Here is a 17,777-nt window from a genome sequence, read left to right on the forward strand (position 1 = left end):
GTCGGTACTGTACAGATTCGGACACCCATTTGGGCGTAGATCAGTCCATTCGGAATACGCGCGCCGCCTTCAGCGGGCGTCCGTCCTCGTCGGTGGTGCGTTCGAACAGCGGGGCCATGAGCTCGCTCCAGCGCACCTCGTCGGGGGAGTCCTTGCCGGGAGCGTCGATCTCGGGAGCACCCGGCAGTCGGCGCACGGTGGTGATGACGAGGTCGCCGCGCCGGAAGATCGAGTAGTCGTACGCCCCACGCCGCTGCAGGCCCGCGATCACACCTGGGAGGGTCTCGGCGTGCCACCGGTCGTACTCCTCGCCCGCACCCGGCTTCAGGTGGTAGACGAAGCACTCCTGGTTGCCGTCGTCGACCCAACCGGGGCGCTGGTCGGTGAGGTCTGGCTGGTCCGGCATGGTGGCTCCTCGAGGTGGTGGCGACCCGACGATTGGTGACAGGTGGTCGACATCAGGTACAGTAGGCCGTCGTCGTAGGACACGACTGCACCCGTAGCTCAACGGATAGAGCATCTGACTACGGATCAGAAGGTTTGGGGTTCGAATCCCTACGGGTGCGCACAGCGAAAGACCTTGTCAGCCCATGTTTGCCTGGGTAGGGGTCTGACCGACAGACAGCCTTCGGCAGCAACCATCCACAGGTGAGCTGCACATTGCGCGACATGAGACGTTCCGGCAGGCAACACTGCTGTCTGTGGGAATGGGCAACATCGTCCGACAACGCCGGGTCAGTATGGGTCTGACACAGGCCGAGCTGGCCGCGCGGCTCGGCGTCGACGTCAGACAGATCCGACGGTACGAAGCGAACACCACCGAGCCCACACTCCAGGGCGCGCGGCGACTTGCCGATCTGCTGGACGTCAGCCTCGACGAGCTCGCCGGATCGTCTGTCGACCACAGCGGCACCTGGTGGTCCGCGTGGCACGGCTCGGGGTCCGACGCCCAACTCGGCGAGCTGGTGCTGATCCGGCGCGGCTCCCTGTTCGACGTCAGCGCCGCCCCATCGCCCTCGGACGCACAACAAGGCGGTACGTGGCGCGGCGAACTGCGCCCTGTCGATGATGATGCTCTCCTCGGCTGGTTCGTCCGCGACGACGCGCCCCGCCATGGAACCCTGGCGCTGCAAGCCTCGGGCAGTCTCCTGCATGGCCCGTGGCTGGCGATGGACTCGCCGGCCGGCCTCAGCAGCGGAATCGTCGTCCTCGGTCGAGAGGCACAGCCGACCGTCGACCATGCTCGAAACCTCGCGAGATCCCTCCGGGCACGATCCGACCGGCCCTGATCACAGCCCGACGCATGCCCGGGAGATGTTCGTCGACGGCCGTTTCCGTCTCCGGGCCGGTCGGCGTCCCGGGCGTCAGTCGGACTGTCGCCGTACCATCTCGGTGATCCAGGTCGGCGCGTACGGGGAGGTGCAGCCCGGTGAGGTCGGGTAGTCCTTCAACACCTCGAGCCGCTCACCGATCGCCAACGCCCGGGGGCGCAGATCCGGGTTGTGGATCCCGATCTGCGCCAGACACTCGTTCATCGCCCACTGCAGTCGGTCCGGCGCATCCTTCATCTCGGACTCGATGACGTCGAGCAGTCTCGGCAGGTCCAGCCCGTCCGGCTTCTTGACCACGCGCTCGGTCGTCAACGCCCAGCCCGCGCTCGCAATCACCGGATCAGGGTCGACCAGCCACGCCAGCCGCAGGTCCTCGGCCGCAGGATGCTTCTTCACCACATAGTTCACCAGCCAGTCGTGCACCTTGGGCGTGCCGGCCTCCCGCAGCATGGTGTCCAGTTCGTCGCGCTGGTACGTCTTCGGGCGGCAGACCAGTAGAGCCAACAGCCTGGCAGCGGTGTCGCTGGTCGCCCACAGCGCGCGGGCCAGCTCGGGCTGGGTCTTCAACCGCTTCGCGACCGCCCGCAGCTGGGTGAGGTTCACCCCGTGGTCGTCGCCGTGCCTCTGGTTGACCTCGCGGATTCGCGGGTCCTCGAGCTCGGCGAGCTCGGCCAGCAGTTCGTCGACCGTCGGTGTCGTCTGAGTGCCTGCCATGTCCGGCCTCCTCGTCTCGCAGCTTGCCTCCCGGAGAGCCTACGGCGAGGGGCCGGAGCCGGGTGCCACCAGCGGATTCCGCAAAGCGACCCGTCGGGGGTGCTGGGTTGGGGCGGCTCAGACGTGGGCGGGCCACCCCCGCACAGTCGACCGGTCGCTTTGTGGAATCCGGGGGACCAGCTGCGGGATCACCGCGCCACGGACCCTTGACCAGGCCCGAGGCGAAGGGGATGACGCCGCGCAGGCGGGTAGCAAACAGGTAGCATCACGGTATGAAGATCAGTGTGAGCCTGCCGGCCGAGGACATCGGGGTCCTCGACGAGTACGCGCGCCGGACCGGTCTGGCGTCCCGATCGGCGGCCTTGCGCCACGCCGTGGGCATGCTGCGACTGCCCGACCTGGAGCAGGACTACGAGGCTGCGTGGCAGGAGTGGGAGGAGTCGGGCGACCGCGACGCGTGGGACGTGACGGCGGCCGACGGGCTCGCCGATGCTGCGCGGTGAGATTCGGCTGGTCGACCTGAACCCGGTGCGGGGCAGCGAGGCCAACCAGCGTCGACCGGCCGTGACGCGTGGGACGTGACGGCGGCCGACGGGCTCGCCGATGCTGCGCGGTGAGATTCGGCTGGTCGACCTGAACCCGGTGCGGGGCAGCGAGGCCAACCAGCGTCGACCGGCCGTGATCATCAGCAACGATCGAGCGAACGCCACTGCAGCGCGTCTCGGCCGCGGTGTCGTCACGGTCGTCCCGGTGACCAGCAACGTGCAACGGGTGTTCCCGTTCCAGGTGTTGCTGCCTGCGGACGCCACCGGGCTGAGGCGTGACTCCAAGGCCCAGGCCGAGCAGGTCCGGTCCATCGCGGTGGAGCGGATCGGACCCGTCCTGGGATGGCTGGCCGCCGATCTCATGGTCGACCTTGACGATGCGCTGCGGCTGCACCTGCAACTACGCCGGTGAGGTCCCGGACGGGACGAGGCCTTGCGTCGGGGCGGTCGGCGCAACCGTTCGGCTAGGGCCTGCGCCGGACCGACGGTTCGTCGTGGCCGTAGAGCCGACCCTCCTGCGCCTTCACTGCGGAGACCAGGACGAAGCTCAGGCTGACCAGCAGGGCCCAGGAGCCGAGCTTGCCCGTGTGCACCATCTGCCACACCTCGGACTGGTCGGGATATCGCCAGGCGCCGAGGAAGGTGGCTGCGTTCTCGGCCACCCACAGGAAGAAGCCGATCAGCACGAACGACACCCACACCGGCATCCAGTAACGGACGCGGCCCACGGTGAAGTGCACCCGGCTGCCCCACAGCGCGATCAGGAACCCGATCGCGATCACCACCCGCAGGTCGACGATGAAGTGGTGGGTGAAGAAGTTCGCGTACGCGGCGATCGCCAGCAACGTGACGGGCAGCCAGCGGTAGCCGGTGACCCGCAGGTCGAAGCGCCGGAACGCCTGGCAGATGTAGGAACCGACGCTGGCGTACATGAATCCCGAGTAGAGCGGGACGCCGCCGATCTTGATCAAGCCGGGCTCCGGGTACGACCATGACCCGACCGAGGTCTTGAACACCTCCAACGCCAGGCCGACGACGTGGAAGGCGCAGATCACGAGCAGTTCGCGTACGGTCTCCCACTTCATGATCAGGAACAACGCCTGGACCGCCACGACGTAGATCAACAAGGCGTCGTACCGGGCGATCGGCAGGTCGTACCGGCCCCACACCACCGAGCTCACCGCGAGCCCGATGAACACCGCGATCGCGAAACCGCAGCACTGCAGTTCGATCCAGCCGAACCGGAACAACTGCGCGACCAGCCCGCGCAACCGGGTCAGCGGCAACCGCTCCGGTGCGTGATCGGGATCGGGGCGCTCACCGGGCTTCAGCACCCGGCCAGTGTGACATCACCGGTCGCGTACGACCCGGCCTTCGTCCCAGACGGGTTCGGTCGACTCGCGGACCTGGCCGTCGGCGCCGAACACCAGAAAGCGGTCGAACCCGCGGGTGAACCACCGGTCGTGGGTGACCGCCAGCACGGTGCCCTCGAACGCCTCCAGCCCGATCTCCAACGCCTCGGCCGAGTGCAGGTCGAGGTTGTCGGTCGGTTCGTCCAACAGCAGCAGGGTGGCCCCCGACAGCTCCAGCAGCAGGATCTGGAACCGGGCCTGCTGACCACCCGACAGCGAGTCGAAGGTCTGCTCACCCGACCGCGCCAGCTCGTAGCGGTCCAGCACGCGGGCCGCCTCGTCCCGCGGTCGACCGCGTCTGTGTTCGTCGCCGCGATGGAGGATCTCCAGCAGCGTCCGACCGACCAGCGCCGGATGATCATGGGTCTGGGCGAACCAGCCGGGCCGGACCCGGGAGCCGAGCTTCGCGCTCCCGGTGTGGGCGACCGGTGCCGGCACCACGTCGCCGACCGGCCGGTGCTCGACGTCAGGATCGGAGCCGCCGGCGGCGAGCAACCGCAGGAAGTGCGACTTGCCCGACCCGTTGCTGCCCAGCACCGCAACCCGTTCGCCGAACCACACCTCGAGGTCGAACGGCTGCATCAGCCCGGTCAGCTCGAGGCCCTGGCAGACCACCGCCCGCTTGGCGGTCACGCCGCCGTGGAGCCGCATCGTCACCTGCTGCGGGATCGCCACCGCCTCGGGCGGGCCCGCGTCCTCGAACCGCTGCAGCCTGGTCTGCGCCGCGTGGTACTGGCTGGCCATGTCGGCGTTGTAGGAGGCCTTCTGCTTGTACCGCAACATCAGCTCGCGCAGCTTGGCGTGCTCCTCGTCCCAGCGGCGCCGAAGTTCCTCCAGCTTGTCGTTGCGCTGCACCCGTGCCTCGTGCCAGGTGGCGAAGCTGCCCGGATGCACCCACAAGGTGGCCCCGGCCGCACCCGGTTCGAGTGTCGCGACCCGGGTGGCGACGTTGGACAACAGTTCCCGGTCGTGGCTGACGAACAGCACGGTCTTGGGCGACTCCTGCAGCTGCGCCTCCAACCACTGCTTGGCCGGTACGTCGAGGTAGTTGTCCGGTTCGTCCAGCAGCAGCACCTCGTCCGGCCCGCGCAGCAGCGCCTCCAGTGCGAGCCGCTTCTGCTCACCGCCCGACAGGGTGTCGGTGGTCCGCCACTGCACCTTGTCGTACGCCATCGCGAGCGCGTTGACCGTGCACACGTCCCACAACGTCTCGTACTCGTACCCACCGGCGTCGGCCCAGTCCGTCAACGCCTGGGCGTACGCGAGCTGCGCGGGTTCGTCGTCGACGGTCATGATCAGGTACTCGGCCCGATCGAGTTCGTCCGCGGCCCGCCGGATCGCGGGCGGCGCGACGGAGACGAGCAGGTCCCGTACGGTTGGCGGCTCGTCGGTGGTGTCACGGCCCATGGTCCCGATGAACTGGCGCATCACGCCCACCCCGCCGGTCCGACCGACCGACCCGTCCTGTGCCGACAGGTCGCCGGCGATCAGCCGCAGCAGGGTCGTCTTGCCGGTGCCGTTCGGCCCGACCAGGGCGACCTTCGCGCCCTCACCGACCCGCAACGAGACGTCGGCGAGCAGCGGCCGCCCGTCGGGGAGGGCGTAGCTGACACCGTTGACCTCGAGATGACCCACGCGCTCATTGTCTCGGCGGTCGGGTGCCGACCTCAACCGGGATTCGTGCCACCGTGGCCCCGTACGATGTCGGCCATGTCGCAGATGGGTGATCAACTCCGGCCGCACCTCCCCGAGGGTTTCGCCGTTCCCGAGGAGCTCGAACGGGCCTGGACCTGGATGGAGGAACAGGGCTGGGGGCAGACCAATGCCCATGGCTACTTCCTCACTCCGTATGCCGGTGAACTCCAACTGGGCATCGTGTTCACCCCCGACGCGACGCTCGAGGGACTGGTTGAGTCGGACACCCCCGGCGCCGATCAACTGGTCGCCATCGCCGAGATCGCCGGGGACGGGTCGACCGGTGCCCTGTGGCGCAACGATGCGGGCGCCGTCCGCTTCGTCGGACTGGGCTCCGAGGGCGAGTACTTCCTGCTGGCGGACTCGGCCGTGGAGTTCCTGCAACTCATCGCGATCGGGTACCGCGACCTCAGTACGTACGTCCTCGGTCTGCCACCCGAGGACGACGAGGCGGTCGAGGGCCACGCAGCGTTCCGCGAGTGGGTCACGGAGACGTTCGGGGTCGAGGTCCCCGACGAGTGGCCGGCCGTCGGCAGCGACGAGTTCACGGCGTGGATGGAGGCCAAGCTCGGCATCGAGCCTGAACCGACGCCCGACCCACCGACCGGCGGCGCCACCGACGTGGCCGGCGGTGTCGAGGTCGTGCTGGCCGCCCTCGGCGCCGGTGACCGCGACCGCGCCGTCCTGGACCTCGTGCAGGCCGCCGGGATCACTCCAGACCCGGAGGAGTTGGCCGCCGGCGGTGTCCGCAGGCTGGCGAAGCAGTTGCGCTCGGTCGGCGTGGAGATTGACGTCGAGCGGGGCAAGGTCGACACCATCTTCATCAAGGTCGAGCGGGGCGGTTCGACGATCACCGACCCGGCGTCCCTGCTGACCGGGGTCGACGCGCCGGGGAGTCGGGAACGGGTCGCCGAGTTGCTCGGCCCCGTGGAACGAGCCGGGGAGACGTGGGATCGGTATGTCGTCGGTGGCCGCTACCTGCACTTCACCTTCGAGGCCGACGGGCTGACCAAGGTCGTCGCCATGCTGTCGGCACCCTGACCCCACGCCCGCGGAGACCATCCCACGCCCGGCGAGACCCACCCCACGCCCGGCTCATGTGATCGACCCGCGCACGTGCTCCGGCGAGACGTTCCCTCGCCGTGACATACGTTCCTCGCCGTGACATACGTTTCCGAGGGCCTGAAGCTTGTGCCACGGCGGGAAACGTATGTCATGGCGAGGAAGTGGTGCGACGGCGAGAAGGCGGTCCCACTCGTCCCACGGCCCCACCGAGAGGGCACTCGGAGAGCTGATCCCGCGGGTGACACCCCGCCGACTGACCTCTCGGTGACGCGGTGACTCTCCAACTGCCCTCTCGGTGACGCGGAGGCTCTCCAATTGACCTCTCGGTGAGGTGGTGGCTCTCCAACTGCCCTCTCGGTGACGGGGAGGCTCTTCAACTGCCCCTCGACCAGCTCGGGGGCGTAGGGGCTCGGCCTTCGGCAAGCTCGGGGGGCGGAAGGCGGCGCGGAGGCCGGATGGCAGGATCGAAGCATGGCGCTGATCGAGGACTACGCACTGCTGGGTGACCTCCAAACGGCCGCACTGGTCGGCCGGGACGGTTCGATCGACTGGCTGTGCCTACCCCGGTTCGACTCGCCGGCCTGCTTCGCGAAGATCCTGCACGACGGTGATGCCGGGTTCTGGCGGATCGCGCCGGCCGGAGCGGGGGACTGCACCAGCCGGCGCTACAGCGGCGACACCTTGGTCCTCGAATCGGAGTGGGTCACCGACACCGGCACCGTCCGGGTGATCGACTTCATGCCGCCGCGCGGTCAGGAGCCGGACCTGGTGCGGATCGTCGAAGGCGTGTCGGGCACGGTCGAGATGGACACCCAGCTGCAGGCGCGGTTCGACTACGGCCACATCGTGCCGTGGGTCCGCCGAACGGCTCCGGACCAGATCCTGTTGGTGGCCGGGCCTGATGCCTTGACGTTGACCACGCCGGTCGAGATCGTCGGACAGGACCAGTCGTCGGGTGCGCGGTTCACCGTCACGGCAGGTGACCGGATCCCGTTCGTGTTGGCACACTTTCCGTCCCACCTCCCCACGCCGCGATCGGTCGACCCAGAGGCGGCGCTGGTCAGCACCCTCGACTTCTGGCACACCTGGGTGTCGCAGCTCGCCTACGAGGGGGAGTGGCGGGACGCGGTCACGCGTTCCTTGATCACCTTGAAGGCGTTGACGTACGCCCCGACCGGCGGCATTGTCGCCGCGGCCACCACCTCGCTGCCCGAGGAGCTCGGCGGGTCCCGCAACTGGGACTACCGCTACTGCTGGTTGCGCGACACCACGTTCACGCTGCAAGCCTTGCTGGGAACGGGTTTCGTGGCGGAGGCGACCGCCTGGCGGGACTGGTTGTTGCGCGCCGTCGCCGGTGATCCGGCCGACCTGCAGATCATGTACGACCTGCACGGGGCGCGCCGGATCCCCGAGCTCGAACTCGACTGGCTCGACGGGTACGAGGGCTCGAAGCCGGTACGGATCGGCAACGGCGCGGCCGGACAGTTGCAGCTCGACGTGTGGGGTGAGGTGCTGGACGGCCTGCACCAGGGTCGGACCGCCGGGGTGCCGTTCGACGAGAACGCGTGGCAGCTGGTGAAGGCGCTGATCGCTCACCTCGAGGACCGGTGGCGCGACCCGGACAACGGGTTGTGGGAGGTGCGTGGCGCCCAACAGCATTTCGTGCACTCCAAGGTCATGTGTTGGGTCGCCTTCGACCGGGCCATCGACATGGTCGAGCGGTACGGCCTCGACGGGCCGGCCGATCGGTGGCGCGCCATCCGGGACGAGATCCACGCCCAGGTCTGTGAGCACGGCTACGACACCGAACGGCAGACGTTCACCCAGTTCTACGGCTCCGAGGGGTTGGACGCCGCCCTGCTGTTGATCCCCGCCGTCGGCTTCCTGCCCTGGGACGACCCACGGGTGGCCTCGACCGTGGACGCCGTCCAGGCCGAGCTGGGTCGGGACGGGTTCGTGCTGCGCTACCACACCCATGCCGACAACCGGGTCGACGGACTGCCCGGTGCGGAGGGCACCTTCCTCATCTGCACCTACTGGCTCGTCGACGCACTGGTGGGCATCGGTCGGGTCGAGGAGGCCCGCGCCCTGTTCGAGAAGTTGCTCGCCGTCCGCAACGACCTCGGGCTGCTCAGCGAGGAGTACGACACCGTCACCGGCCGGCTGCTCGGCAACGTGCCCCAGGCGTTCAGCCATGTCGGCCTGGTGAATGCGGCCCGGCATCTCAACGGTCACGCGATCGGGTCGGCCGACCGCAAGCCGGGCACCACGGTCCGCTGATCCCCACACGGCCAAGCTCAGCCAGTGACGAGCCGTCCGGCGGTCAACGCGAGCTGGGCCCGTACGGCTCCGGCCGGGCTGGTGAGCTCGAACCCCAACCGGTCGCCCAGCCGCACCAGACGCCTGGCCACGCTGCTGTGGTGGAGATGGAGGACGGCCGCGGCACGCCGTACCGAACCCGCGGCACAGTACGCCTCCAGCGTCAGCAGCGCCTCAGGATCGTCGGCCAGTCGGGCAACGGCCACGACGTCGGCATTGCCGGCGGCGACGTCTCCGGGAACCTCGGCCAGCAAGGCCAGGACGCCGAGTTCGGCGTAGCTGATCACCGGCTGCGTCGTGGTGGTGAACCGCAGTGCCGTACGGGCCTCGCGCCACCCCTGCTCCGGGGAGATGGTCGAGGCGACACCTGCACGTACGCCCTCGCCGGGGAACCCTGCCGGGTCCAGGGCAGTGGCGAGAACGACGCCGATGTCACCCAGGGTTGCCGCGCGGGTCGGGCCACGGTCGCCGACCAGCCTGGCCAGCTGGTCCAGTGACATCGCGGACCGGACCGCAGCCACCGTGACCGGCCGACCGGGGGTGAACCCCAACAGTCGCATCGCCCGGGCGCGCGCCACCTCGTCGCTGCCAGGCCCCACCGCCAGCTCGACCAGTGCCGGGTCGGCCATCGTGGTGCCTGCCGGACCGTACCGTTCGGCGACGCCGGCGGCCGCCAGCGCGAGTCGCTCCAGCACCAGTGCGTCGAGCTGGCGCGGCGGTCCCGGCCGCTCCAGCCAGACCGTGCCGATCTCCTCGCCGTCGAGGAGTACTGGTGCGTCGGAGGAGGGGCGGCCCGCGCCGAGCACTTCGCGGCCGACGGGGGAGTATCGAACGACCGTGTCGGTGCCGTGGAGCCGCATCGCCGAGACGCACTCGGCCAGGTTCGCCGTCGCCCGGACCAGCGCGGCCGGATCGACTCGACGCCGCATCAGCGCGTCATAGAACGCGATCACACGCAGCGCACCGGCCGCGTCGGTGTCCAACTGCGAGATCCGTAACACCAGGGCATCCACCCGGCGCAGGCTAGTGCGGCAGGCGTCGCACGGCCGCCGAACATTGCGCGACGCGTGGCGGATGTCTGACGCGGTCGCCGTGGCAACACTGGCTGCCATGGATGCCGAACTCGAACCGTTCCTGCCGATGTTTCCCCCCGCCGACCTGTCCGACCCGCCGGCCGCGCGCCGCCAGCTCCGCGAGTTGATCACCACGATCGACGTGGACACCACCGGGCTGCAGATCCAGGACCACATGGTGCCTGCCGACCCGGACGTCGCGGTCCGGACGTACCGCAGCGAGGCCACCCGCGGTGACCGTGCCCCCGGCGCGATCGTCTGGCTGCACGGCGGTGGCTTCGTGATGGGCGACCTCGACACCGAGCACCCGTGGGCGACCACGCTGGCCAAGGAATCGGGTGTCACCGTGGTCTCGGTCGACTACCGGCTCGCTCCCGAGCATCCCTTCCCGGCAGCGCTTGACGACGCCCACGCCGTACTCGGCTGGGTGTCCGACAACGCCGCCGAACTGGGAGTCGACCCGACACGGCTGGCGGTCGGCGGCCACAGCTCGGGGGCGGGCCTCGCCGCCGCGGTCGCCCTCCGTGCCCGGGACGAGGGCGGGCCCGCGCTACGCTTCCAACTGCTCCACCAGGCCGGCTTGGACGACCGACAGCAGACCTGGTCGGCGAGCACCTTCACCGACACCCCGTTCCTCACCCGCGACAAGGTCAGCCAGCTCTGGCGGCACTACCTCGGCGAGGCCGAGGCGACACCGTACGCGGCACCTGCCAGGGCGGCCGACCTGTCGGGGTTGCCGCCGGCGTACGTGGCGGCGGCCGAGCACTGTCCGAACCGGGACGAGGACGTCGACTACGCCCGTCGCCTGCTGCAGGCGAACGTGACCACGGAGCTGCACGTGTGGCCGGGCGTGTTCCACGGCTCGCAGGCGATCCTGTCGGCGGAGGTGTCGCAACGCCAGAACGCCGAACTCGCCGCGGCACTCCGTCGTGGCTTGGCCGACTGACCGGACCACAGTGCCATGGTGGAGGTATGGACGACTCGGAACTGACGTCTCCCGATCGGGTCCGGACGGCCATGGCCGCGATCTCCCGCAGCGACTTCCTGCCGCCCGAACTGCAGGACCGGGCCGGGGAGGACCGGGCGCTGCCGATCGGGTACGACTCCACCAACTCGCAACCGTCGACCGTCCGGTTGATGTTGCAGCAGTTGGCCGTACGGCCTGGGCACCGGGTGCTCGACGTCGGCAGCGGCTCGGGCTGGACCACCGCCCTGTTGGGCACCCTCGCGGGGCCGAACGGGCACGTCGTCGGTGTCGAGATCGTTCCCGAGTTGATCACCCGGGCACGAGCCGCCCTCGGTCGGTACGACCTCCCCGGGGTCCGCATCGCCGAGGCAGTGCCGAGCCGGCTCGGCGCCCCCGACGACGGACCGTGGGACCGGATCCTGGTGTCGGCCGACGCCGGTGAGGTGCCGGCCGAGCTGGTTGATCAACTCGCCGACGGCGGCCGGATGGTGCTGCCCGTCGACGGGGCGATGACCGTGGTGGTCCGGACCGGCAACTCCGTCCGGACCACCCGCGTACCGGGTCGGTGGATGTTCGTACCGCTGCAACAGTGACCGCCCCGGGCAAGACGGTCAGCCGGCAGGCCCCTCGCCGGCGAACCGCACGCCGGGGACACCGGGCTCGGTGACGTAGGTGGCGCGGGTCGAGATCGGGGCGCCGGGCCGGGAGACGTACGGCACCACGCGGAAGTCGGTGGTCCACAGGTCAGGGGTGACCGTTGCCCGGACGTAGCCGCGCCGGTAGTTGGCGAACTTGATGTGCGGGTTCGCGGCCAGCGAGTTGCGGCAGTACCCGTCCTGGTCGGCACCGTCGCCCTCGGTGCTGATCGCGGTGCACATGTACTCGCTGGCCATGGTCGGCGCATCCGGGTCGCGGTAGTCGGCCTTGATGTTGCTGGCGTGGTGCCGGTGTCGGTCACCGGTGAGCACGATCAGGTTCTCCACGCCTCGTTGCTGGGCGCCCTCGAGCACCCGCCGACGGTTGGCGTCGTAGCCGTCCCACGGATCCATGAACAACGACACCGCTTCCCCGGTGTCCATGTCGGTCTCGGCCATCGGGGCCTGGTTGGCCAGCACCTGCCAGGTGGCGCGCGACCGGTCGAACCGGTCGAGGAGCCAGGCCTCCTGCTCCCAGCCCATCATGGTGTGGTCCTCGGCGAGGCTGCCCGGGTTGGGTGCCGCCCGCCCGCCGCCGGCCGGCTGGTCGTCGCGGTACTGCCGGGTGTCGAGCACGTTCAACTCCAACAGGTCGCCGTACTGCAACGTCCGGTAGAGCTGCATGTCCGGCCCCTGCGGGGTGGCACTCGCGCGCAACGGCAGGTTCTCGTAGTAGGCGCGGAAGGCATCGGCACGTCGCTGCAGGAACCCCTCCTGCTGGTTCGCGTTGCCGTTGAGCTCGTCCGCCCAGTCGTTGTCGACCTCATGATCATCCAGCGTCACCACCCACGGGTGTGCGGCGTGAGCGGCCTGGAGGTCGAGATCGCTGCGGTACAAGGCGTACTGCTGCCGGTACCGGGCCAGCCTGATCGTCTCCGCTCCCAGCCAGGCCGGCACCTCGAGGCCCCGGACGCCGCCGTTGCCGACCCCGCCCTCGTAGATGTAGTCACCGACGTGCACCACCAGGTCGACGTCCTCGTCGGCCATGTGTCCGTACGCGGTGTAGAGCCCGGAGGCGAAGTTGGCACAGCTTGCCACGGCCAACGACACCTGTGGCACGTGGGCGCCGATGGCCGGGGCGGTCCGGGTCCGACCGACCGGGCTGAGGTAGGAGCCGGTACGGAATCGGTACCAGTACTCGCGTCCGGGCTGCAGTCCCCAGACCTATGGGTGCACCGAGTGGTTCATCTCGGGGGTGGCGACCACGGTGCCACGCCGCACGATCTGGCGAAAGCCCTCATCGGCGGCGACCTCCCACCGGACGGGGACCCTGCGCTGCGGCATGCCGCCCAGGCCGTCCTCGGCCAGCGGCTCCGGGGCGAGACGGGTCCACAGCACCACCGACTCGGGCAGCGGGTCACCACTGGCCACGCCCAGCGTGAACGGTTCGCCGGGCAGTCGGGGCCCCTGCGGGACCGCATCGGCCGGCAGTGCGCCGGTGCCGAGCAGCACTGCGCCGGCTCCGGCGGCGCCCATGGCGCCGATGAAGCCACGGCGGCTGATCGGGACACGGGACTGATGTGGGCGGGACATGGTGCCTCCTGGGGTCGGGCTGGTGCGAGCCCTCAATCCAGCAGGTACGGGTGACAGCTGCGGCTGCCCCAGATGTCCAGCGGGCAAGGCTTCGGTGAACCCCGACCCTGCTCGGCCCGGACAACCCGTTGCCCGAGCGCGGGTAAGTCCAGGGATGATCGTCGTACCCTGACGAGGTGACCAACCCGCCCGTCCTGCCGCAGCCGCGAGCCGTGCCGACGGTGCGAGACTGGGACCTCACCCTGCTCGTCGCGCTCGGCGGAGCCGTGGGAAGCGTCGGCCGGTGGCTGGTCGCGACCCTCGTACCGACTCCGGACGATGGGTTCGCGTGGTCGACGTGGCTGGTCAACATCAGCGGTGCCTTCCTGATCGGCCTGCTGCCGCCGCTGCTCGCCCGCCGGCGGCCCGGCAGTCGCCGGTCGCGACCGTTCCTGATCACCGGCCTGCTGGGTGGTTGGACCACCTTCTCCACCGCGATGCTCGACCTGCACGTGTTGATCATGGACGGATCGGTGGTGGTTGCGGCCGGCTACCTGGTCTCGACCCTCGTGGTCGGACTGCTCGCCGTCATCGGCGGGGATTCCTGTGCCCGTTGGCTTCTCGCGGATCGGTCGGCGGGATGAGCTGGGTCGACGCCCTCCTGGTCGCCGGCGGTGGCGCGGCGGGCGCGGTGGCACGCCATCTCGTCGCGCTCGGTACGAGTCGGCTCCGGGCGTACGGCTTCCCGGTCGGCACCTGGTTGGTCAACGTGATCGGCAGCCTGCTGCTCGGCATCGTTGCCGGCGCGGTCGCCGGCGACGGCGCCCCGGGCTGGTTGCTCGCACTCGTCGGCACCGGACTGTGCGGCGCGCTGACCACCTTCTCCACCTTCAGTCACGAGTTGATCATGCTCGTCCGGGAGCGCCGCTGGCCGGTGGCGACGGCGTACCTGGTGGGTTCGCTGGTCGTCGGGTGGGCGGCTTGTGCGGTCGGCTGGTGGCTGGTCGGCGGGCCGACCTGATCAGCGACCGGCGCCCTGCGGTGCCGCGGTCGGGTCGATCGCCGCGGCAGCCGGGTCGACCTGACCCGCCCCGGGCGGCACCGGATCCGCCGGGGCCGCGCCCGCCGGGGCCACACCTGACGGGGGCATGTCCGACGGTGGCGGGGGAGCCGACGGCCGACCGTACTGCTGCAGCAGCGGGTAGTCGCGTTCCCACTCGGCGGGCTCGACCAACTCGGCGAACGGCACCCAGCGTTGCTGCCACTGGCCCTGGCCCAGTTGGGCGAACCCGAGCGCGGTGGCCCGTTCCCGCGACGTGTCGGCGAAGTCGATCAAGGCCTGGGTTCCCGCGCGGCGGAGCACGTTGACCCGGGCTCCCTGCCACATCGCCAACGTCATCACGCCCTGGAAGCCGGCGATCTGGTCCACCGGCACCACGTACCGGTGGGTGCCGTCGTCGGCCGGCTCGAAGAAGCTCGGCGGGTTGGGACCATGATCGATCAGCACCTGCTCCTCGGCGGTCAACGTGATCACGGCGAACCGGCTCGAGTCCGGCATCACCGCGTAGTGACCGTTCGCGGTGCGCCTGCCGACCTGCGGCATCAGCACGTCGGGGCCGGACCACCGACCCGTCCGGGCGTTGTGGGTGGCCACGTGCTCGGCCCGGCCGTCGGCGTACAGCCGCCAGATCTCGGCCAGGTGTGGCACCGCATGGCCGACCTCGCCGAGGATCTCGAACTCCTCGATCACGTGGTCCTCGGTGGATCCGGGCGCCGTCCCGCCGCCCTGCCACGGACGTGCGTGATCACGGACCACCGGGGTCAGCCCGTGGGCCGCCCGGCCTGCCATCGCGTCCGCCTGCACCGGCACGACCAGGTCGACGTCGCGGACCCCGTTGAACCGGATCACCTCGACGCTGTCGGCGACCGGGTCGAACGCCAGGTGCGACTGGCCACGCTCGTCGACGACGGCGAAGCCGAGCCCGAGCGCACTGGTCAGTTCCGTGGGCGAGCTGAGGTGGCGGACCTGGTCCAGCGGATACAGCAGACCACGGATCGTGGACAACTGGCCGGCCTGCAGGGCCTCGGCCTCACCGGGCAGCAACACCTTCTGGTACGGGATCCCGAGCCCGACCGGCATCGGCGCCAGTGGGTGGTCGGTCGGGCCGAACTGGGTCGGCAGCATCGTGCGGCCCGACGCGAGGTCGACCGGGGCCGGCACGGGTCGCCGCAGGTCGCGGAACAGGGGGGCCAGACCCGCCGCACCCAACGGCATCGCCGCTGCCACCAGCGGCGTGGAGTCCGGACCGGTGTGCTCGCCGGTGGTCGGCGGCAACGCTTCGCGCCGGGGATCGACGGCAGGCACGCCCTGCTTCGGTACCGGCTGCGTGGACGGCTGCTGGTTCACGTGGGGCTGCTGGTTCACGTGCGGCTGTTGCGGGTGTCCCTGCTGGGGCTGGGCGGGCTGCGAGGGTGGGGCCACCTGGCCACCGAGGTGGCCGCCGACGGCTCCGCCCGGGGTTCCGCCACTGCCACCCGGGGCGCCAGAGCCGCCGCCGGGTGCGCCGCCACCACCGGGCACGCCGCCGCCGATGGCGCCGCCACCGACGGGGCCACCACCACCGCCGATCGCACCGCCGAGGCCGCCCCCGCCGACAGGACCACCCCCGCCGCCGGTGAGCGGGGTGCCACCGCCACCACCGATCGGCGGTGAGCCACCGCCGACCGGGTTGCCTGCGCCGCCGATCGGGCCACTGCCGCCGGGTCCGTTGCCGAAGGCTCCGCCGCCGCCACCGACGCCACCGGAGACGCCACCGACCTGAGGATCGACCCAACCTGCCGCCGACGTGCCGGCGGGGGGTTCCGGAACGGCGAGTTGCGGCCCAGTCGAACCGCCGCCGGTGCTGCCGCCGCCGGTCGACCCACCGGAACTGGTTCCGCCGGAGCTCCCGGACCCCTCGTACCCCGACGAGCCGGAACCCGTCGAGCCACCGGAACCCGTCGAGCCACCGGAACCCGTCGAGCCACCGGAACCCGCCGAGCCACCGGACCCCGTTGAGCCGGTGTAGCCGCTCGAACCAGAGCCGCCGCCGTCGTACGCGCCGGGGTCGGGCACCGAGGGCCGCCACGTCTGCTGGGAGCCGGACGATCCGGGGTTGCCGGGCTGCGTCGGCGTCTGCTGCTGTGGCTGCGGGGTGACCTCCTGCGACGGCATCGCGGTGTCCCCACCGGAATTGTTCCCGCCACCACCGGACCCGGACCCGGACCCGGATCCGGACTCGGACCCGGATCCGCCGCCGCCGGAGCCCGGAGTGAGAGGCATCGCCGCATCGGCGGGGACGTTGTCGGAGTCCGGGTCGTCGACGCTCTGCGGACCGTCGTACGAGTCGTACGGGCTGGAGTCGTTGCTGCCGTTGATGTCGGCGTCGGTGACCACCGGGTCGGTGGTCGGGTTGATGTCGGGCATCTCGGTGGAGTCGACCCCTTCGGCGTCGTTCGCCAAGCTCTCCGGGTTGTAGTCGGTGCTGCCCTGCCCGCCGTCGATCTCCTCACCGTAGTTGTTGGCGAACTCCTGCTGCTCCTCCTCGGAGAAGGCGCCGTCGGAGACCGCGTTGGTCTCCTCGGTGCCAGGCGGCGGACCCTGTTCGCGGTTGCCGCCGACGATGCTCTCCGGGTTGAACATCTCCGGGTCGTTCGGATCGATCGGCTCGGTGCCTTCACCCGGAGCACCCGGCTCACCGGAGCCGGGACCACCCGGTGCCGGGGATCCCGGGCCACCGGGACCGGCCGGACCGCCCTGACCCTCCGTACCGACCCCGGCGAAGTTCGCGGCGCTGCTCATCCGCTCCCGGGTGAACATCGAGTTGCTGGTGCCGGGGGCGAACTTCGACCCAGACCCCTTCGGCATCGTCAGCGGCGGCTGGATGTCGACCTTCGGCGACAGTGCTGACATCCGGGCCACGACGGCGGTGTGGATCGCCTTGATCTGTGCCTGGGCAGCGATCTGAAGCTGCCGCAACTTGACGATCATGACCAGCTTGGGGCCGACCATCGCACCGCCGATCAGGCCGAGTGACTGCACCTGCAGGGCCAGCAGCACCACGTTGATCGAGGTCTTGGCGAAGGTGACCAGCCGGGCGGCCTCGTCACACGCCTTGCCCAGTTCTTCACAGCCCTCGGCGGTCGTGGTCAGGAACTGCCGGACCTCGGCGACGTTGCCCGACGCCGCGTCGGCGGCCGGCCCGGTGAACGTGGACGTCAACGCCCGGAACCGCCGGTCGAGCGAGTCGGCGTTCTCCTGGGCACTGCCGGCCTGGGCGTGCCACGCCTCGGCCACCTTCGTCAGGCCGGTCTCGTCGGCCTCGGGGAAGAAGCCCTCGTACACCCAGGCGGGCACGAGCGGGGAGGTCCGTACCTCGATCATTGCTGCCTCTCGGTCGCGTTCGTCGG

Annotated in this window: 18 protein-coding genes and 1 tRNA gene; 11 read left to right on the top strand and 8 right to left on the bottom strand. The window is 70.3% G+C overall.

Features of this window, described 5'->3' with window-relative positions; all coding sequences use genetic code 11:
* Positions 1-40: 40 nt before the first annotated feature.
* Positions 41-406 carry an L-rhamnose mutarotase gene (locus tag ACQBAU_RS01525; protein ID WP_465256285.1) on the bottom strand — a complete coding sequence of 122 codons (366 nt, stop codon included), beginning with the start codon at positions 404-406 and terminating at the stop codon, positions 41-43.
* A gap of 87 nt (positions 407-493) precedes the next feature.
* Here ACQBAU_RS01525 and ACQBAU_RS01530 point away from each other — a divergent pair.
* Both ACQBAU_RS01530 and ACQBAU_RS01535 read left to right on the top strand, forming a co-directional pair.
* Positions 494-566: transfer RNA gene (locus ACQBAU_RS01530), tRNA-Arg, on the top strand.
* A 141-nt stretch (positions 567-707) separates the two neighbouring features.
* Positions 708-1,289 carry a helix-turn-helix transcriptional regulator gene (locus ACQBAU_RS01535; RefSeq protein WP_434548698.1) on the top strand — a complete coding sequence of 194 codons (582 nt, stop codon included), beginning with the start codon at positions 708-710 and terminating at the stop codon, positions 1,287-1,289.
* Between the two features lie 75 nt (positions 1,290-1,364).
* Here ACQBAU_RS01535 and ACQBAU_RS01540 read toward each other — a convergent pair whose 3' ends face one another.
* On the bottom strand, positions 1,365-2,045 hold the full coding sequence (locus tag ACQBAU_RS01540) for a DNA alkylation repair protein (RefSeq protein ID WP_434548697.1): 681 nt from the start codon (positions 2,043-2,045) through the stop codon (positions 1,365-1,367).
* A 272-nt stretch (positions 2,046-2,317) separates the two neighbouring features.
* On the opposite strand from ACQBAU_RS01540, the gene ACQBAU_RS01545 reads away from it, so the two are divergent.
* Genes ACQBAU_RS01545 through ACQBAU_RS01555 form a run of 3 tightly spaced genes read left to right on the top strand, consistent with a single transcriptional unit; the run spans position 2,318 to position 3,002 of the window.
* Positions 2,318-2,548 (top strand): ribbon-helix-helix domain-containing protein, encoded by a 231-nt coding sequence (locus ACQBAU_RS01545; protein WP_434548696.1) that lies wholly within the window; start codon positions 2,318-2,320, stop codon positions 2,546-2,548.
* Positions 2,535-2,627, top strand: coding sequence for a type II toxin-antitoxin system PemK/MazF family toxin (locus ACQBAU_RS01550; protein WP_465256286.1), 93 nt, complete (start codon positions 2,535-2,537; stop codon positions 2,625-2,627). Before ACQBAU_RS01545 ends, ACQBAU_RS01550 begins: the two co-directional genes overlap by 14 nt.
* Before the next feature lie 21 nt (positions 2,628-2,648).
* On the top strand, positions 2,649-3,002 hold the full coding sequence (locus ACQBAU_RS01555) for a type II toxin-antitoxin system PemK/MazF family toxin (RefSeq protein ID WP_434548695.1): 354 nt from the start codon (positions 2,649-2,651) through the stop codon (positions 3,000-3,002).
* 52 nt (positions 3,003-3,054) lie between these two features.
* Here the strand turns inward: ACQBAU_RS01555 and ACQBAU_RS01560 are convergent, their stop codons facing one another.
* On the bottom strand, positions 3,055-3,924 hold the full coding sequence (locus tag ACQBAU_RS01560; RefSeq protein WP_434548694.1) for a DUF817 domain-containing protein: 870 nt from the start codon (positions 3,922-3,924) through the stop codon (positions 3,055-3,057).
* Between the two features lie 15 nt (positions 3,925-3,939).
* A complete protein-coding gene (locus tag ACQBAU_RS01565; protein WP_465256287.1) occupies positions 3,940-5,637 on the bottom strand; it encodes an ABC-F family ATP-binding cassette domain-containing protein in 1,698 nt (565 codons plus the stop codon).
* Between the two features lie 75 nt (positions 5,638-5,712).
* On the opposite strand from ACQBAU_RS01565, the gene ACQBAU_RS01570 reads away from it, so the two are divergent.
* Complete coding sequence (locus ACQBAU_RS01570; protein WP_465256288.1) at positions 5,713-6,738, top strand: hypothetical protein; 1,026 nt, start codon at positions 5,713-5,715, stop codon at positions 6,736-6,738.
* Between the two features lie 495 nt (positions 6,739-7,233).
* Positions 7,234-9,042: a glycoside hydrolase family 15 protein gene (locus tag ACQBAU_RS01575; protein WP_465256289.1), complete on the top strand. Its 1,809-nt coding sequence runs from the start codon at positions 7,234-7,236 to the stop codon at positions 9,040-9,042.
* 17 nt (positions 9,043-9,059) lie between these two features.
* Here ACQBAU_RS01575 and ACQBAU_RS01580 read toward each other — a convergent pair whose 3' ends face one another.
* Positions 9,060-10,094, bottom strand: coding sequence for a helix-turn-helix domain-containing protein (locus tag ACQBAU_RS01580; protein ID WP_465256290.1), 1,035 nt, complete (start codon positions 10,092-10,094; stop codon positions 9,060-9,062).
* Between the two features lie 97 nt (positions 10,095-10,191).
* On the opposite strand from ACQBAU_RS01580, the gene ACQBAU_RS01585 reads away from it, so the two are divergent.
* Together ACQBAU_RS01585 and ACQBAU_RS01590 are read left to right on the top strand one after the other, a co-directional pair.
* On the top strand, positions 10,192-11,100 hold the full coding sequence (locus ACQBAU_RS01585) for an alpha/beta hydrolase (RefSeq protein WP_465256291.1): 909 nt from the start codon (positions 10,192-10,194) through the stop codon (positions 11,098-11,100).
* Positions 11,101-11,126: 26 nt separating this feature from the next.
* On the top strand, positions 11,127-11,714 hold the full coding sequence (locus ACQBAU_RS01590) for a protein-L-isoaspartate O-methyltransferase family protein (protein WP_465256292.1): 588 nt from the start codon (positions 11,127-11,129) through the stop codon (positions 11,712-11,714).
* Positions 11,715-11,732: 18 nt separating this feature from the next.
* Here the strand turns inward: ACQBAU_RS01590 and ACQBAU_RS01595 are convergent, their stop codons facing one another.
* Together ACQBAU_RS01595 and ACQBAU_RS01600 are read right to left on the bottom strand one after the other, a co-directional pair.
* Positions 11,733-12,854 (bottom strand): alkaline phosphatase D family protein, encoded by a 1,122-nt coding sequence (locus ACQBAU_RS01595; protein ID WP_465256293.1) that lies wholly within the window; start codon positions 12,852-12,854, stop codon positions 11,733-11,735.
* 126 nt (positions 12,855-12,980) lie between these two features.
* Positions 12,981-13,349 carry a PhoD-like phosphatase N-terminal domain-containing protein gene (locus ACQBAU_RS01600; protein ID WP_465256294.1) on the bottom strand — a complete coding sequence of 123 codons (369 nt, stop codon included), beginning with the start codon at positions 13,347-13,349 and terminating at the stop codon, positions 12,981-12,983.
* Between the two features lie 176 nt (positions 13,350-13,525).
* Between ACQBAU_RS01600 and ACQBAU_RS01605 the strand changes: the two genes are divergently transcribed.
* Together ACQBAU_RS01605 and crcB are read left to right on the top strand one after the other, a co-directional pair.
* Complete coding sequence (locus ACQBAU_RS01605; RefSeq protein WP_434548688.1) at positions 13,526-13,972, top strand: fluoride efflux transporter FluC; 447 nt, start codon at positions 13,526-13,528, stop codon at positions 13,970-13,972.
* Positions 13,969-14,349 carry a fluoride efflux transporter CrcB gene (crcB, locus tag ACQBAU_RS01610; protein ID WP_434548687.1) on the top strand — a complete coding sequence of 127 codons (381 nt, stop codon included), beginning with the start codon at positions 13,969-13,971 and terminating at the stop codon, positions 14,347-14,349. The genes ACQBAU_RS01605 and crcB overlap by 4 nt, the downstream gene beginning before the upstream one ends.
* Here the strand turns inward: crcB and ACQBAU_RS01615 are convergent, their stop codons facing one another.
* The gene (locus ACQBAU_RS01615) at positions 14,350-17,751 is read right to left on the bottom strand and encodes a WXG100 family type VII secretion target (RefSeq protein ID WP_465256295.1); all 3,402 of its coding nucleotides are present in this window, start codon (positions 17,749-17,751) and stop codon (positions 14,350-14,352) included. It abuts the gene before it with no gap.
* Positions 17,752-17,777: the final 26 nt, after the last annotated feature.

Origin of the sequence: Carbonicoccus niuqiaonis (assembly GCF_050157065.1) — a bacterium.
Taxonomy (GTDB): Bacteria; Actinomycetota; Actinomycetes; order Propionibacteriales; family Propionibacteriaceae; genus Avipropionibacterium.

Bases quoted from the DNA above. Each gene is read 5' to 3' on its own strand.
- ACQBAU_RS01525 (WP_465256285.1), bottom strand. From the start codon at position 406: ATGCCGGACCAGCCAGACCTCACCGACCAGCGCCCCGGTTGGGTCGAC.
- ACQBAU_RS01535 (WP_434548698.1), top strand. From the start codon at position 708: ATGGGCAACATCGTCCGACAACGCCGGGTCAGTATGGGTCTGACACAG.
- ACQBAU_RS01540 (WP_434548697.1), bottom strand. From the start codon at position 2,045: ATGGCAGGCACTCAGACGACACCGACGGTCGACGAACTGCTGGCCGAG.
- ACQBAU_RS01545 (WP_434548696.1), top strand. From the start codon at position 2,318: ATGAAGATCAGTGTGAGCCTGCCGGCCGAGGACATCGGGGTCCTCGAC.
- ACQBAU_RS01550 (WP_465256286.1), top strand. From the start codon at position 2,535: ATGCTGCGCGGTGAGATTCGGCTGGTCGACCTGAACCCGGTGCGGGGC.
- ACQBAU_RS01555 (WP_434548695.1), top strand. From the start codon at position 2,649: ATGCTGCGCGGTGAGATTCGGCTGGTCGACCTGAACCCGGTGCGGGGC.
- ACQBAU_RS01570 (WP_465256288.1), top strand. From the start codon at position 5,713: ATGTCGCAGATGGGTGATCAACTCCGGCCGCACCTCCCCGAGGGTTTC.
- ACQBAU_RS01575 (WP_465256289.1), top strand. From the start codon at position 7,234: ATGGCGCTGATCGAGGACTACGCACTGCTGGGTGACCTCCAAACGGCC.
- ACQBAU_RS01585 (WP_465256291.1), top strand. From the start codon at position 10,192: ATGGATGCCGAACTCGAACCGTTCCTGCCGATGTTTCCCCCCGCCGAC.
- ACQBAU_RS01590 (WP_465256292.1), top strand. From the start codon at position 11,127: ATGGACGACTCGGAACTGACGTCTCCCGATCGGGTCCGGACGGCCATG.
- ACQBAU_RS01600 (WP_465256294.1), bottom strand. From the start codon at position 13,349: ATGTCCCGCCCACATCAGTCCCGTGTCCCGATCAGCCGCCGTGGCTTC.
- crcB (WP_434548687.1), top strand. From the start codon at position 13,969: ATGAGCTGGGTCGACGCCCTCCTGGTCGCCGGCGGTGGCGCGGCGGGC.
- ACQBAU_RS01615 (WP_465256295.1), bottom strand. From the start codon at position 17,751: ATGATCGAGGTACGGACCTCCCCGCTCGTGCCCGCCTGGGTGTACGAG.